Source organism: Herbaspirillum lusitanum, from assembly GCF_046025995.1.
GTDB lineage: Bacteria > Pseudomonadota > Gammaproteobacteria > Burkholderiales > Burkholderiaceae_D > Herbaspirillum > Herbaspirillum lusitanum_A.
Genome location: NZ_JAQQFM010000001.1, coordinates 567,114 through 582,327, shown reverse-complemented (window position 1 = coordinate 582,327; position 15,214 = coordinate 567,114). Strand labels below are relative to the sequence as shown.

At 60.1% G+C, this 15,214-nt stretch carries 10 protein-coding genes; 8 read left to right on the top strand and 2 right to left on the bottom strand.

All coding sequences use genetic code 11. From position 1 onward, the window contains the following. Positions 1-188 precede the first annotated feature (188 nt). The 4 genes from PQR62_RS02625 to PQR62_RS02610 all read left to right on the top strand — a co-directional run bounded on the left by PQR62_RS02625 (position 189) and on the right by PQR62_RS02610 (position 6,077). The gene (locus PQR62_RS02625; RefSeq protein WP_408154479.1) at positions 189-1,817 is read left to right on the top strand and encodes a methyl-accepting chemotaxis protein; all 1,629 of its coding nucleotides are present in this window, start codon (positions 189-191) and stop codon (positions 1,815-1,817) included. A gap of 265 nt (positions 1,818-2,082) precedes the next feature. Further along, positions 2,083-2,799: a PA4824 family protein gene (locus PQR62_RS02620; protein ID WP_408154477.1), complete on the top strand. Its 717-nt coding sequence runs from the start codon at positions 2,083-2,085 to the stop codon at positions 2,797-2,799. A gap of 304 nt (positions 2,800-3,103) precedes the next feature. Further along, on the top strand, positions 3,104-4,426 hold the full coding sequence (locus PQR62_RS02615; RefSeq protein ID WP_408154475.1) for a hemolysin family protein: 1,323 nt from the start codon (positions 3,104-3,106) through the stop codon (positions 4,424-4,426). 496 nt (positions 4,427-4,922) lie between these two features. Then, positions 4,923-6,077, top strand: coding sequence for an acyltransferase family protein (locus PQR62_RS02610; protein ID WP_408154473.1), 1,155 nt, complete (start codon positions 4,923-4,925; stop codon positions 6,075-6,077). A gap of 78 nt (positions 6,078-6,155) precedes the next feature. Here PQR62_RS02610 and ggt read toward each other — a convergent pair whose 3' ends face one another. Both ggt and gntR read right to left on the bottom strand, forming a co-directional pair. Then, positions 6,156-7,916 (bottom strand): gamma-glutamyltransferase, encoded by a 1,761-nt coding sequence (gene ggt / locus PQR62_RS02605; protein ID WP_408154471.1) that lies wholly within the window; start codon positions 7,914-7,916, stop codon positions 6,156-6,158. A gap of 579 nt (positions 7,917-8,495) precedes the next feature. After that, positions 8,496-9,617, bottom strand: a complete 1,122-nt coding sequence (gene gntR, locus PQR62_RS02600; protein ID WP_459251852.1) for an HTH-type transcriptional regulator GntR — start codon at positions 9,615-9,617, stop codon at positions 8,496-8,498. A 497-nt stretch (positions 9,618-10,114) separates the two neighbouring features. Here gntR and PQR62_RS02595 point away from each other — a divergent pair, with 497 nt between their 5' ends. The 4 genes from PQR62_RS02595 (at position 10,115) to PQR62_RS02580 (ending at position 15,043) form a co-directional block, all read left to right on the top strand. Continuing rightward, positions 10,115-11,467 carry a GntP family permease gene (locus tag PQR62_RS02595; protein WP_408154469.1) on the top strand — a complete coding sequence of 451 codons (1,353 nt, stop codon included), beginning with the start codon at positions 10,115-10,117 and terminating at the stop codon, positions 11,465-11,467. Positions 11,468-11,502: 35 nt separating this feature from the next. Then, positions 11,503-13,053 carry a gluconokinase gene (gntK, locus tag PQR62_RS02590; RefSeq protein WP_408154467.1) on the top strand — a complete coding sequence of 517 codons (1,551 nt, stop codon included), beginning with the start codon at positions 11,503-11,505 and terminating at the stop codon, positions 13,051-13,053. A 62-nt stretch (positions 13,054-13,115) separates the two neighbouring features. Beyond that, complete coding sequence (locus tag PQR62_RS02585; protein WP_408154465.1) at positions 13,116-13,901, top strand: SDR family NAD(P)-dependent oxidoreductase; 786 nt, start codon at positions 13,116-13,118, stop codon at positions 13,899-13,901. A 104-nt stretch (positions 13,902-14,005) separates the two neighbouring features. Continuing rightward, complete coding sequence (locus PQR62_RS02580; RefSeq protein WP_408154463.1) at positions 14,006-15,043, top strand: L-idonate 5-dehydrogenase; 1,038 nt, start codon at positions 14,006-14,008, stop codon at positions 15,041-15,043. The last annotated feature ends 171 nt before the right edge of the window (positions 15,044-15,214 follow it).

Sequence of the window (15,214 nt, the reverse complement as noted above, 5' to 3'; positions counted from 1 at the left end):
TCTCGGGAAACATCCTCTTGAATCTAAAAATATTTCAATGAAGACCTGCACTTGCTCTTTAGAAGCGAAGGCGCGCACCGTTAATTGAAGTGGCAGCAATGGCTTGAGTTTCTGTCGTCGACGCGGAGCTGGGGGAGGCCCGGGCTCCGTGATGTCGGACCCATTTAAATTAACGATGAATTTCGCCCATGAATAATCTCTCGCTCAAGAAAAAACTCTGGTTGCCCCTCATCTTTTCCCTGGTGGCGCTGTTTGCACTTTCCCTGTGGCATGCCTATCAGACCCGCGATCTGCAGATCGCCGAACGCCAGCATGCCTTGCTGGATGTGACCGAGATGTCGTATTCCATCGTCAACGGCTACGCCAAGCTGGCCGCCGAGGGCAAGATGTCCACCGAAGACGCCAAGAAGGCCGCCATCGAGCGCGTGCGCGATCAGCGTTATTCGGGCGACGGGTATGTGACGCTGGTCGGTTCGGATTCGGTGATCGTGATGCATCCGATCAATGCCAAGCTGAACGGCAAGGACATGATCAATTTCAAGGACACCAAGGGCAATGAGCTCTACAAGATGATCGCGGCGACCGGCAGTTCGAGCGCCGGCGAGGGTTATCTCGAATACTGGTGGCCGCGTCCCGGCGCCGCCCCCGACAAGGGCAGCCCGAAGATGGGCTTCGTCAAACGCTTCAAGCCCTGGAACTGGGATCTGATCTGCAGCGTGTATCTGGACGATGTGCAGGCCGACTTCAACCGCGCCGTGATTCAGGCCGCGATCGTGCTGGTGATTCTGGGCGTGCTGCTGTCGCTGATCGCGGCCATGGTGTCGCGCAATATCTTTCGCTCCATCGGCGGCGAGCCGACCGAGGCGGCCGAGATGGCACGCAAGATTGCCGCCGGCGACCTGACCGGCAGCGTGGCGCTGGTCAAGGGCAGCGAGCATAGTCTGGTGGCGGCGGTGGCCTATACCCGCGACCGTCTGGTCAACACCGTGCTGGGCATCAAGCAGGCGACCGACTCGATCAAGGTCTCGGTCGATGAAATCGCCAGCGGCAACATGGATCTGTCCAGCCGCACCGAGCAGCAGGCCGGTTCGATTGAAGAAACTGCGTCGGCCATGGAAGAGCTGACTTCGACCGTGCGTCACAACGCCGAGAGCGCACAGCAGGCCAGCCAACTGGCGGCAACGGCGTCCTCGGTGGCGGAAGAGGGCGGGGCGGTGGTCAATCAGGTGGTGCAGACCATGGAGTCGATCAACGAGTCCTCGCGCAAGATCGTCGACATCATTGCGGTGATCGACGGCATCGCCTTCCAGACCAATATTCTTGCGCTGAACGCGGCGGTGGAAGCGGCACGTGCCGGCGAGCAAGGTCGCGGCTTTGCGGTGGTGGCGTCGGAAGTACGATCGCTGGCGCAACGCTCGGCGGCGGCGGCCAAGGAAATCAAATTGCTGATCGACGATTCGGTCAGCAAGGTCGGTGCCGGTACGCAACTGGTGGAACGCGCCGGCGCCACCATGCATCAGGTGGTCACCAGCATCCAGAGCGTGAGTACGGTGGTCAAGGAGATTGCCACCGCCAGCCGCGAGCAGAGCGCCGGCATCGAGCAGGTCAGCACCGCCGTGACGCAGATGGATGAAACCACGCAGCAGAACTCGGCGCTGGTGGAGCAGGCCGCGGCGGCAGCGCAATCGCTGCAGGAACAGGCCGATAGCCTGGTGCGGCTGGTCAATGTGTTCACGCTGGATCGCAACGCAGTGGTGGTGGCGGATCGTTCTTCTGCGATGGGGCTGAGCGCTACGCGCACCGCTCTGCTGAAGTAAACGATTACAGCTTCGAAGCAAGTGCGGCGATGGCGTGAAGATGTTGCGCCATCGCCGCACTTTTACTGAGAAGCGCAGGAAATTGATTGTCCCTCGCCATATTCGATTGCTCGCGTTCGGAAGCCGGTGCTAGCATCACGTCCGATTCAGGGAGTTTTCCCTCGTCCTCCATACGGACACTGAATCCCTCACCGATTACCAGTTAGCGCAGTCCTACTCCTCACTGGTTCTACTCTGGCTCCACCCTCTCGATACGGAGGACAACATGAAAACAAAACTCCTCGCGGCTGCGCTTGCAGCCGGCTTTGCCATGTCCGGAATTTTCTGCGGCACGGCGCACGCCGCCGGTTCTATGAACGTCGACGACGCTCAGGTTCTGGATGCAAAGAAATGCCAGCTTGAAACCTGGCTCAAGTTCAATCGCGACGGCACCGAACGATGGTTGATGCCGTCCTGCAATTTCAGCGGCAATCTGGAGATCGCCGCCGGCGGTTCGTGGCAGCGTGACGAGCAAGGCCTGTACGCGGCCAATGCGCAGTTGCAAGGCAAGACCATGTTCAAGCCGCTGGAGACCAACAGCTATGGCGTGGGTCTGATTGCCGGCGTCAATCGGCAGACCACCGGCGATGACCGTCAGCGCGGCTGGGATACCTACTTCAAGATACCGCTGTCATTTTCTTTCCGCGACGATGCATTTTTGCTGCACAACAATCTCGGTATGAAGCATGACGGCGTGACCGGCAGCAATCGCCTGACCTGGGGCGTCGGCACTGAAACGCGGATTCTGGACAATCTGTCCTTCATTGGTGAAGTGTTCGGCGAGAACAAGGGCAAGCCCGCCTATCAGGCCGGCATTCGCGCCTCGCTGGTGCCGGAAAAAGTGCAGCTCGATCTGACCTTCGGCAACAACTTCGGTCGCGAGACGCGCGGGCAATATGTGGTGCTGGGCTTGCGTTTCATTTCGCCGGCGTTTTTGCCGTGACGGGCGTGTAATTCATCGGGAGCAGCAGCGGCATGGCTTGCTGCTGCGTTTCTGTCGCAGAATAAAGGAGCCGCTTTCAAGCGGCTTTTTTTAATGCGTATTGGCCGTGAATGGGGTGCGCATGCGCCGCGCAGCGGCGTCGGCAAAGGCGAAGGCAGGGCCGGCCGGCAAAACGAAGAAAATTCGCCGGTATTTTCAATCTGGCAATATTTCGAGAGTAGGCCGTGCTGCATGGTAAATTACGCGTCACGGCATTTTTACCTGGATGCCGACCTCTTTCTCACAGCCCCTATAGGAACCCTAGTTGGAAAATATATTACTGATCGTCGCGGCTCTCTTTCTGGTCGCGTTGAACGGTTTTTTCGTTGCAGCAGAATTCGGCCTGGTTAAATTGCGTCAGACGCGTATCCGGGCCATCGCAAAAACTCAGGGACTACGCGGCCGCATCCTCGCGGTCGTTCACAATCAACTCGATGCTTACCTCTCGGCCTGCCAGCTGGGCATCACGCTGTCCTCGCTGGGCCTGGGCTGGATCGGCGAACCCGCATTTGCGCGCTTGCTGGAGCCGGTGTTCGCGTTGCTGGGCGTGCAATCGGCCGAGCTGATCCACGGTATTTCCTTCGTCTTCGCCTTCTTCGTCATTTCTTTCCTGCACATCGTGCTGGGTGAGCTGGCGCCGAAATCGGTCGCCATCCGCAGCCCGGAAAAAGTCGGCCTGTGGTGCGCCGTGCCGCTCTATGGCTTCTACTGGGGCATGTATCCGCTGATCTGGGTGCTGAACTCCAGCTCCAACTGGGTGCTGCGCATGGCGGGCCTGGGCCAGAATCACGGTCATGACGCCCACTATTCGTCGGATGAGCTCAAGCTCATCCTGCGCGCCGGCGGCAAGAGCGGCAAGAACGGCAAGTTCACCAAGGAAGAATGGAATGTGCTGGCGCAGAGCCTGAACATGGCCGAGCTGGACGTGGCCGACATCATGCGCCCGGCCAGCGAAATCGTGGCGCTGAGCGACGACCGTACGCTGGAGGAAAACCTGCAGATCGTCTATCGCAACCGTTTCAGCCGCTATCCCTATTTCGATGCCGAACGTCAGAACATCCTCGGCGTCATCCATCTCAAGGACGTGTTCCTGGCGCAGCAGGATGGCAAGGCCATCGTCAGTCTCACCAACTACCTGCGCCCGGTGCAGTACATTTCGCCGGTGTTGCCGGCCCTGGATCTGCTGCGCCGTTTCCGTACCGGCTCGCCGCACTTCGCCATCATCGGCAAGAAGGGCCAGCCGCCGCAGGGCTTCATCACGCTGGACAACATGCTGAGCCTGCTGGTGGGCGAGATCCGCGACGAATTCCGCCACGCCAGCAATGAATGGGCGCGGCAGGAAGACGGCACCTTGCTGGGCAAGGCCAGCCTGCCCATCGTCACGCTGGAACACATGCTGGGCATCGACATCGAGTACGACGACAGCATCGACTCGGTCGGCGGCCTGGTGATGGAAAAGCTGGGCGATCTGCCCAAGGAAGGCCAGAAGATCGAGTTTCCGAGTTTCGACATCGTGATCAAACGCATGTCGGGGCCGAAGATCGTACTGGTGAAGGTCTTTCCTAAACTGCTGGAAGCGCGCGAATAATTTTTTCCGCCGCGCATATTGTGCAATCATGTAAAGATTCCACGCCGGTCATGTGTAGATGACTGGCGTGGCATGATCTGCCCGCTGTCCCATTCTTCAGATTCGTGCCATTCGTGCCATCCGCGCTCAACTTTCGTTGCGGCAATAAATAGTTTCCTTGTTTCATCGATATCCGTCTTGAAGAAAACCGGAGCCGCTCATCCGCTTATTGGCTGCACGGCATCGCGACTAAATTTTCATCTCGAGACAAATGGGGTTTGCCCGTTGATGTTGAAGCTCGGCTTTCACTCCAAACAAAAAAAATAAACTGTGGTGAGTGCTTGGGAAATCGCTGCGTAGTGGTTTATTAAGCCGTATCGATCCTCCAGGCATTGATCTGGGCGCCAAGCGTGCCCCGCAATTGCTTTCGAAATAAAGACCCCATGCCGTCTCCCTGCTTGGCGACGAGCGGATTCCTTTAGCGCCTTCAAGACGAGTAACTTGGAAGAGGTACGCCATGCCGGAAGCTTTGGGCCGAGATCGCTCACGCATTCAGTTCCTGGACGGACTGCGCGGTCTTGCCATTTTGCTGGTGATCTGCTTCCACGCGTACGCCCGATATCCCGATCTGATGCCTTTCGGAAATCGTTATGCCGACATTTTTGTCTTCAGGCATGGAGGCATCGGCGTGCAGCTGTTTTTCCTCATCTCAGGCTTCGTGATTTTTCTTACCCTTGAAAAGTCGCGTGGCTTTTTCGATTTCATGACGCGCCGTTGGCTACGCCTGTTCCCGGCGATGCTGATCTGTTCGTTGATTGTGTATGTATTTTTTTCCTTCATCGCAGAGAATGCCCACAGATCCGTCTCTCTGCGATCGCTGCTGCCGGGGCTGAGCTTCATTGAGCCTCACGTCTGGCAAGCGGTGCTGCGTTCGCCGCAAACCATGCTGGAGGGGTCTTTCTGGTCATTGTTTGTTGAAGTCCGCTTTTATGCATTCGCGGGTGCGCTGTATTTTCTGGTGGGGGAAACCGGTGCGATCGCAGGCATCATTCTGATGTTCGTGGTGACCGTGGCCTATGCATCGCTGCAGCATCTTTTGCCGGGCGGGAACTGGCGTATCTTTGAGATTTACAAGGGCTGGACAAGTGCGGAGCACTTCGGGTGGTTTGCCGCCGGGGCGCTCTATTTTCGTTACTTTCAGACCAGAGTGCGCCAGCTGTTCATCATGGCCACCCTACTGGCGGTGCTCGCCGCCGTGACCACCGGCGGCGCATTGCCGGGCAAGACTTGCGCGGCCTTGCTGGTGGTTTTTCTATTTGCCTCGGTGGTTCATCACTCACGTTTGCATCAGCTGCTGGGCAATCGCGTTTTCCTGTTTCTGGGGGCGATCAGCTATCCGCTTTATCTGCTCCATGAAAACATCATGGTGCACATGATTCTCAAACTGGGCAAGCTGGCGCCGCAAATACCAGGGGTGTTGTTGCCGCTGCTGCCGATAGCGGGCGTCATCGTGATCGGCGCGGCCGTGGCGATCTATGTCGAGCCCTGGTTGACTGACGTCATCCGTCCTTGTTACAAGAGGGCCCGCTTGCTGCTGCATATTGATCAGTGGCGGATGCCCTTGGCGCCGGTTGCGGAAGATCTCAAGCCGCCACCGGCGCCACTGCCTTGAATTCCCGATTCGCCGCAAGGCCACTCACGTGGTCTTGCGGCAGACGGGTGTCGGTTAACGACCCTGTCTTGTTCCCGATCAGAAGCCGATCGTGCGTCCATCCGGGTTGCGCGGGTCGGAATAGCCGTAGAAGCCGTCGCCCTTGATCTGGATGGTTTGCGTGCGGCCCATGGCCGGTTGCACGCTGATCTTCTGGCCCTTGTCTTTCAGCAGCCTGAGGGTGTCGGCCGAGAGGCCTTTTTCCACGCGCAGCTGATCCGGCGCCCATTGATGGTGGATGCGCGGCAGGATGGTGGCTTCGGCCACGTTCATGTCGTGGTCGATCACGTTGAGGATGGTCTGCATCGTGGTCGTGATGATGCGGCTGCCGCCCGGACTGCCGGTGACCAGGAAGGGCTTGCCATCCTTCAGCACAAAGGTGGGCGACATCGACGACAGCGGACGCTTGTACGGGCCGACTGCGTTGGCGTCGCCGCCGATCAGGCCGAATGCATTCGGTACGCCGGGTTTGGCGGCGAAGTCATCCATCTCGTTGTTGAGCGTGATGCCGGTGCCGGTCGCCACGATGCCGCTGCCGAAGTTCAGGTTCAGCGTGTAGGTGGTTGCCACCAGATTGCCGTCTTTGTCGGCCACCGAAAAGTGGGTGGTCTGATCGCTTTCATACGGTTGCGGCTGGCCCGGCTTGATTTCGCTGGACGGGGTGGCGCGATCCGGGTTGATCTTCTTGGCCAGCTCGTCGGCGTAGGCGCGCGAGGTCAGGCCCTTGACCGGCACCTTGGTGTAATCCGGATCGCCCAGATATTCGGAGCGGTCGGCATAGGCCAGCTTCATCGCTTCAGCCATCAGGTGGATGGTCTGCGCGCTGTCGGCGCCGTATTCCTTGAGCGGATAGCGTTCCAGAATGTTCATCATCTGGATGATGTGCACGCCGCCCGAGCTTGGCGGCGGCATCGACATGACCTGGTAGCCGCGATAGCTGCCGCTCACCGGCTCACGTTCCACCACCTTGTAGTTCTTCAGATCGTCGGCGCTGATCAGGCCGCCGTGCTTGTCCATTTCAGCCACGATCTTCTTGGCGATGTCGCCTTGATAGAAGGCGGCTGGGCCTTGCTTGGCGATCAGCTTCATCGATTTCGCCAGATCCTTCTGCACCAGCTTTTCGCCGGTCTGCAGCGGGCGGCCATCCTTGAAGAAGATCGCCTTGCTGGAATCCCATTGACCCAGGTGATCGCGCTCGGCGGCCAGAATCAGCGCCAGGCTGGGGCTGACGTTATAGCCTTTTTCCGCCAGCTTGATGGCCGGCGCCATGACATCGGCCAGCTTCATCGTGCCGTACTTCTGTAGTGCGTGCGTCAGGCCGGCAACGGTGCCCGGTACGCCGACTGCCAGGTGGGTGTACAGCGAGCGACCCGGCACCACGTTGCCCTTGTCGTCCAGATACATGTTGCGGGTGGCGCGCTGCGGCGCCATTTCGCGGAAGTCCAGCGCCACGTTCTTGCCGGTCTTGGCATCGTGAATCATCATGAAACCGCCGCCGCCGATGTTGCCCGCATTCGGCAGTACCACCGCCAGCGCGAAGCCGACCGCGACGCCGGCGTCGACTGCATTGCCGCCGCGCCTGAGGATGTCCACGCCGACCTGGGTCGCCAGTTCCTGCTCGCTGGCGACCATGCCGTTTTTGGCGTACACCGGGCTGATGATGTCGTAGGTCAGGTCGTACTTGACGACAGGAGCCGCCGATGCAGGAGTCTGGGCGGAGGCCGGCATGAATGCCAGCGAGGTACAGATGGGCAGCAGGGCCAGTACGGCCGGCTTGCAAAGTCCGGTGAACGTTGACATAGGGGTTCTCCTCTTGTTTGAGCTTGCTTGTTATAGGTGATGGTGGTGGGTAGTGCGTGGTGAAGCGGGGTAATACGAATACGCGGGTATTGCAGTAGTGCGCGATGCTGCGAGATCGATCGAATCCGTTTGCCGCAATGTCTGCGACAGACGGCAGCACCCGACGATTGTAGAGGCTGAGAAAAAAGTGTCTATAGGAAATGTCCTACATTGTTCAAACGCCGTGGGCGATCGGGCTCGGTGGGCGGGCGGTACGGATTGAAGTTCATGCAGAGTCGGATGATGGATGGCATCGCGCAAGCTTACTGTGAATTCTGGTCTGGATAAATATCCAATATCGACCAATTCGAGCAGGCCAATCTGCGCTCGCACCTGACATTTTGCAAGCATGTGTCAGTCCGGATCACGATGTTGCAGGGCGCGCTCGGCTGTAGCTTCCAGCGCAACAATCATAAGCCGCACGGTGCAAATTGAACCTGTACAGCCGCGCCTCCGCCGCCGCAGACTGTCAGGGCGGATCGGCCGATACAGTCGCCGGGCAGGTTGGAGCGCAGGGGAAGGAGCGCCGCAGCGAGATTTTCAGGTGCTTTCGCGCACCGCCAGCTCAAAGCCGAGATCGAGGCGGCCCTTGGGAATCGCTTTGCCGCGCAACTGATCGATCAGCATCTCGGCGGCCTTGTAGCCGATCTCATAGCGCGGCGTGATGATGGTGGTAATCGAAGGTGTGGCGCAGGCCGCCCAGGACAGATCGTTGAAGCCGGCAATCGCCATGCGGCCCGGCACATCCAGTCCGCGCCGCTGGCATTCGAACAGCGCACCCAGCGCCAGATCGTCGTTGCAGCAAAACACGGCGTCGCAGTCGGGCCAGGACTCCAGCACCTTGCGCAGCAGCTGCGCGCCCATGCCGACCGTGGTCGGATCCGGCAGCAGCACTTCGATGTCGGCGACGATGCCGGCTTCCTGCAGCGCTTTGCGGAAACCTTCGCGCCGCTTCAGCATGCGCGGATCCATCTGTGCGGCGAGAAAGGCAGGGCGCTTGTAGCCATGGTCGATCAGGTGGCGCGCGATGGTGTAGCCGGCCTTGATCTGCGAAAAGCCGACCGAGAAATCCTCGTTGCTCTTGCCCAGATCGAACATGCGCACGGCCGGGATATGCCGCATCGCCGCATGCTTCTTCAGAATTTCATGCTGATCCGAACTGGACAGCAAAAAGCCGGCCGGTGCATGCGCCAGATAGGTGGAGATCAGTTGCGCTTCTTTCTCTCGAGAGTAACCGGTCTCACCGATCAGGAACTGATAGCCGGCCTCGGACAGATAGTCGCGGATGCCGCTCAGTGTTTCGATGAAGACCGCATTGGTCAGCGACGGCACCAGCACGCCGATCACCTGCGAACGGGCGGACGCCAGCGTGGCTGCAGCCTGATTCGGGACATAGCCGAGTTTGGCGATGGCGGCGATGATGCGTTCGCGCGATTGTTCCTGCACCAGGTCGGGCGCCTTGAGGGCGCGCGATACCGTCATGGTGCTGACGCCGGCTTCATGCGCCACGTCCATGATGGTGACGCGGCCGGTGGCACGGCTGCCGCGCCGGCTCTTGCGCGGCGTTTCAGTCGCGGCGGCTGGACGCGTGCCGGCACCGTTTTTTGCGGCGGCGGTTTTTTTGGCGGAAAGGGTTTTCTTTTCTGCTGCAGGCTTGTTCATGTCGGAGCGAAATATCGGGCTGGCGACATGATACTCCGCTGCGCCGCGATGCAGCCTGATACAGACAAATTCCTACTGTTTTGACTGACGCCGTGCGGCAGATCAGTCCCGCGTCAAGGCAGCGGCCATGTTGCTCCTGATGCAAGCGGCGTGCCTGTCTTTCCGCCCTGATGCGTTTCCGGACGCAGAAAATATTTGACGGGCGATTTTTGTTAGCGTTATCATCGCGGCCATGTTATCGCTAACATAAACCAAGTTCTGCACGCCGTCTGGCGTCGCGGCAACTGGAAAAACTAAAACACTACACAGAAACACTACGCAGATAGTGCCGACAGAAGCGCCGCAGCAGCGCGGCTGCAGGAGACCTCATGCTTCCCATCTCAGTCTGGATGACGCAGTGCGGCTCCGCAGCCGCTTGCTGAAAAGTCCTGCCTTGCCAAAGCATCAATAGCAATGCCGGAAAGGTCTGCTGTCGCCTATCCAACTACGGAGATGCCATGTTCGGCCTGAGTCACGAAGCAACATTGCTATTGAACGCCTTTATCGCCATTGCCGCGCTGATCTTCATGATCACGCGCTTGCGCGTCCACCCCTTTGTCGCGCTGATCATCACTTCCGGCCTGCTGGGCCTGATCTCGGGCATGCCCTTGCCGAAGATCGTCAAGTCCTTCCAGGACGGTTTCGGCGGCGTGCTCGGTTTCGTCGGTATTGTGCTGGGCCTGGGCACCATGCTGGGCAAGATGATGGCCGAATCCGGCGGCGCCGATCAGATCGCGCAGACCCTGGTGCGCGCCTTCGGCAAGCAGCGCGTGCACTGGGCCATGATGCTCGGCGCCTTCCTGGTCGGCATTCCGCTGTTCTTTGAAATCGGCTTCGTGCTGCTGATCCCGCTGGTGTTCATCGTGGCGCGCCGTTCCGGCATGCCGCTGTTCAAGATAGGCATGCCGATGCTGGCCAGCCTGTCGGTGATGCACGGCCTGGTGCCGCCGCATCCCGGCCCGCTGCTGGCAATCGGCGTATTCGGTGCAGATATCGGCAAGACCATCCTGTACGGCCTGATCGTCGGCCTGCCGACCGTCATCATTGCCGGTCCGATGTTCGGCGCCTTCATTTCCAAGTACGTTGACATCAAGCCCTCGGAAGAGCTGATGGAACAACTGGCGCGCGAACCGCAGACCAGCAACTTGCCCGGCTTCGGCATCACCCTGATCACGGTGCTGTCGCCGGTATTCCTGATGCTGCTCAAGACCTTCGTCGACGTCGCCTTGCCGGAAGGTCATCCGATGCGCGATCTGATGGACTTTATCGGCAACCCGGTGGTGGCCCTCCTGGCGGCGCTGCTGCTGTCGATGTACACCTTCGGTATCGCGCGCGGCTTTACGCGTCAGCAAGTGCTGAAGTTCGTCGACCAGAGTCTGGCCCCGACTGCCGCCATCGTGCTGATCATCGGCGCCGGCGGCGGCTTCAAGCAGATGCTGGTCAACAGCGGCGTCGGCACCGCCATCGGCAGCATGGCCGTGCACGCGCAGATTTCGCCCTTGCTGCTGGCCTGGTTCGTGGCCGGCGTGATCCGCGTCGCCACCGGCTCGGCCACCGTCGCCACCATCACCGGCGCCGGCATCGTGGCGCCGCTGGTGGCGCTGATCCCGGGCACCAACAAGGAATTGCTGGTGCTGGCCACCGGCGCCGGTTCGCTGATCCTGTCGCATGTGAACGATGCGGGCTTCTGGCTGGTCAAGGAGTATTTCAACATGAGTGTGGGCGAAACCTTCAAGACCTGGACCGCAATGGAAACCATCATTTCCGTTGTTGCTATCATCTTCATCATGCTGCTCAACCTTGTCGTGTAGGCAGCGCCCCACACATCGCAATCAGAGGAAAAGCCATGCCCAAGATCATGCTCGGCGCCGATATCGGCACCACCAGCACCAAGACCGTCGCCTTCACGATGGATGGCAAGGTGCTGGCGCAACATGCGGTCGAATATCCCTTGCTGTGCACCACGCCAGGCATGGCTGAGCAAGACCCGCTGCAAATCTATCAGGCGGTGCTGGACTCCATCGCCGGCGCCGTCAAGGCGGCCGGCGCCAGGCCCGAAGACATCGCGCTGGTGTCGTTCAGTGCGGCAATGCACAGCCTGATCGCGCTGGATGCCGACAACAATCTGCTGACCAACAGCATGACCTGGGCCGACAACCGCGCCAGCGTCTGGGCCAAGCGCATCCGCAGCGAGTTCGACGGCATGGCGATCTATCGCCGCACCGGCACGCCGATACATCCGATGTCGCCGCTGTGCAAGCTGATGTGGCTGCGCCACGAGCACGCCGACATTTTCAACAAGGCGGCGCGCTTTGTCGGCGTCAAGGAATATGTATTGTTCCGGCTGTTCGGCAGTTGGCAGGTGGATTACTCGATCGCCTCCGCCACCGGCATGTTCAATCTGCGCGAGCTGAACTGGGACAAGGATGCGCTGGCGCTGCTCAAGGTCGATGCCGCGCAGCTGCCGCAGCCGGTGCCGACCACGCATCAACTGCAAGGTCTGGACGCGCAGATCGCCCGTCAACTGGGCCTGCGCAGCGACACGCCCTTCATCATCGGCGCCAACGACGGCGTGCTGTCCAATCTCGGCGTCAATGCCATCAAGACCGGCCATGTTGCGGTCACCATCGGCACCTCGGGTGCGATGCGCACCGTCATCGAACAGCCGCTGACCGATGAGCAGGGCCGCACCTTCTGTTATGCGCTGACCGACAAGCACTGGGTGGTCGGCGGCCCGGTCAACAACGGCGGCAATATTTTCCGCTGGGTGCGCGACGAGCTGGCCACGGCCGAATCCGCCGCCGCGCGCGACAAGCAACTCGATCCCTATGACGCGCTGACGCGCATCGCCGAACATGTGGCACCCGGCGCCGAAGGTCTGCTGTTCCATCCCTTCATGGCGGGCGAACGCGCGCCGCTGTGGAATGCCGATCTGCGCGGCTCCTTCTTCGGACTGGCGCTGCATCACGGCAAGGAACACATGATCCGTGCCGCGCTGGAAGGCGTGATCTTCAATCTCTACAGCATCCTGCCGGCGCTGGAAGATCTGGTCGGCCCGACCCGGCGCATGATGGCGACCGGCGGTTTCGCCCGCTCGGCCTTGTGGCGTCAGATGATGGCCGATATTTTCAACCGTGAAGTGGTGGTGCCGGAGAGCGTGGAATCGTCCTGTCTGGGCGCTGCCGTGCTGGGCGCCTATGCGCTGGGACTGGTGCCGTCGCTGGAAGTGATTTCCGACATGGTCGGCTCCACCCATCGTCACGTGCCGGATGAAAAGAACGTCGCCATCTATAGCCAGCTGCAACCGATCTTTTCGGCGATACCGGCCAAGCTGGAGCAGGAGTATCTGGCGATCTCCGAGTTTCAGCGCCAGGTGGCGCAGCGCGCGCAGGGTTGAGCGCGATGCCGGATTTACCCCGCAACATTCATCTGTAAAAGCACACACACCAAGGAGAACCGATGAGCACGACTTTACCCGCAGGTTTGCAGAATTTTTCGCTGGTCGGCAAGCTGGCCCTGATCACCGGTTCCAGCGGCGGCATCGGTTTTGCGCTGGCGCGCGGCATGGCGGCGGCAGGCGCTGCCATCGTGCTGAACGGCCGCGACGCCGGCAAGCTGGCCAAGGTGGCCAGGCAGCTGCGCGACGAGGGCTACACGATTCATGAATCCAGCTTCGACGCCACGGACTCGGCCTCGGTGCGCGAAGCCGTCGCCGCCATCGAAAAGGACATCGGCGCCATCGGCATTCTGGTCAACAACGCCGGCATCCAGCGCCGCGCACCGCTGGAAGACTTCAAGGAATCCGACTGGAACGATCTGATCCAGACCAATCTGAACAGCGTGTTCTTTTCGGCGCAGGCCGTGGCGCGCCACATGATCCCGCGCGGCCAGGGCAAGATCATCAATATCTGTTCGGTGCAGAGCGAACTGGGTCGTCCCGGCATTGCGCCGTACACCGCGACCAAGGGCGCGGTGAAGATGTTCACCAAGGGCATGGCGATCGACTGGGGCAAGTACGGCCTGCAGATCAACGGCCTCGGCCCCGGCTACTTCAAGACAGAGATGAACATGGCGCTGGTCAACGATGAAAAATTCACCGACTGGCTGGTCAACCGTACGCCGTCGCGCCGCTGGGGCGACGTCGAAGATCTGGTCGGCGCCGCCGTGTTTCTGGCCAGCGATGCATCGCGTTTCGTCAACGGCCACATTCTGTATGTGGACGGCGGCGTGACTGCCACGCTCTGATGTTGTTCTGATCTTACCGCGACCCCAAAAGATACTTCGATTCAACCGGCACGAACCCATTGCTTGCCCATCAAGGCATTCGGATTGCTCATCAGGAGATTCACATGCAACAAGGCATCGTCATTCACGCCCCCCATGATCTGCGCGTGCAGGAACTGGATACCGGCGCACTGCAACCCCATCAATTGAAGGTCAAGGTCAAGGCCGGCGGCATCTGCGGCTCCGATCTGCATTACTACCACCACGGCGGTTTCGGTACGGTGCGCATCAAGGAGCCGATGGTGCTGGGCCACGAAGTATCGGGCCAGATCGCCGAAGCCGGTTCCGCGATTACCGACATCCAGCCCGGCACACGTATTTCGATCAGCCCCAGCCGTCCCTGCGGCACCTGCAAATACTGCCAGGAAGGCAAACAGAATCATTGTCTGGACATGCGCTTCTACGGCAGCGCCATGCGCACGCCGCACGTGCAGGGCGCCTTCCGTCAGGAGATCGTGATCGAGCGCTCGCAGGCGCATGTGGTTGAAGACCACGTTACCGACGGTGAAGCGGCCATGGCCGAGCCTTTGTCGGTGGCCTTGCACGCAGTGCGCCGCGCCGGTCCGCTAATGGGCAAGCGCGTGCTGATCACCGGCTGCGGCCCGATCGGCGCACTGACCGTGATCGCGGCACGCCGCGCCGGCGCCTTGCAGATCGTGGTGACCGACGTCGCCAGGATGCCGCTGGAAACCGCATTGAAGGTCGGCGCCGATCAGGCCATCGATGTGTCCAAAACACCGGATGCCTTGAAGGCCTTCAGCGCCGACAAGGGCACGTTTGATGTGCTGTTCGAAGTCAGCGGCAATGAACAAGCCTTGCGCGGTGCGCTGGACAGTCTGCGTCCCGGCGCCGTGATCGTGCAGGTCGGTTTGGGCGGCGACATCAACTTTCCGGCCAATCTGCTGGTCGGCAAGGAGCTGGAATGGCGCGGCGCCTTCCGTTTCCATGAAGAGTTCGCGATGGCGGTCGAGCTGATGAACAAGAAGCTGGTCGATGTGAAGCCGCTGATCACGGCCACCTATCCCTTCGAAAAATCGGTGGAAGCGTTTGAGATTGCCGGCGACCGTTCGACCATGATGAAGGTGCAGCTGAGCTTCAACTGATGCAGTCGATAGTTGAAATGAAAAACCGCTCGCATGAGCGGTTTTTTTATGGGCTTCGCACTGCAACGATAATCGGGAAACGAAGCTATCATGGCCGGCAGCCTTGCCCCGATTTGCACTATCAGCGTCAACTCATTCTTTTTTCCTTCCTTCTTCCCATCAGGAGTCCTG

Excerpts from the sequence above, each read along its gene's own strand:
- PQR62_RS02595 (WP_408154469.1), top strand. The coding sequence starts at position 10,115 with ATGTTCGGCCTGAGTCACGAAGCAACATTGCTATTGAACGCCTTTATC.
- PQR62_RS02620 (WP_408154477.1), top strand. The coding sequence starts at position 2,083 with ATGAAAACAAAACTCCTCGCGGCTGCGCTTGCAGCCGGCTTTGCCATG.
- PQR62_RS02585 (WP_408154465.1), top strand. The coding sequence starts at position 13,116 with ATGAGCACGACTTTACCCGCAGGTTTGCAGAATTTTTCGCTGGTCGGC.
- ggt (WP_408154471.1), bottom strand. The coding sequence starts at position 7,916 with ATGTCAACGTTCACCGGACTTTGCAAGCCGGCCGTACTGGCCCTGCTG.
- gntK (WP_408154467.1), top strand. The coding sequence starts at position 11,503 with ATGCCCAAGATCATGCTCGGCGCCGATATCGGCACCACCAGCACCAAG.
- PQR62_RS02610 (WP_408154473.1), top strand. The coding sequence starts at position 4,923 with ATGCCGGAAGCTTTGGGCCGAGATCGCTCACGCATTCAGTTCCTGGAC.
- PQR62_RS02625 (WP_408154479.1), top strand. The coding sequence starts at position 189 with ATGAATAATCTCTCGCTCAAGAAAAAACTCTGGTTGCCCCTCATCTTT.
- PQR62_RS02580 (WP_408154463.1), top strand. The coding sequence starts at position 14,006 with ATGCAACAAGGCATCGTCATTCACGCCCCCCATGATCTGCGCGTGCAG.
- gntR (WP_459251852.1), bottom strand. The coding sequence starts at position 9,617 with ATGAACAAGCCTGCAGCAGAAAAGAAAACCCTTTCCGCCAAAAAAACC.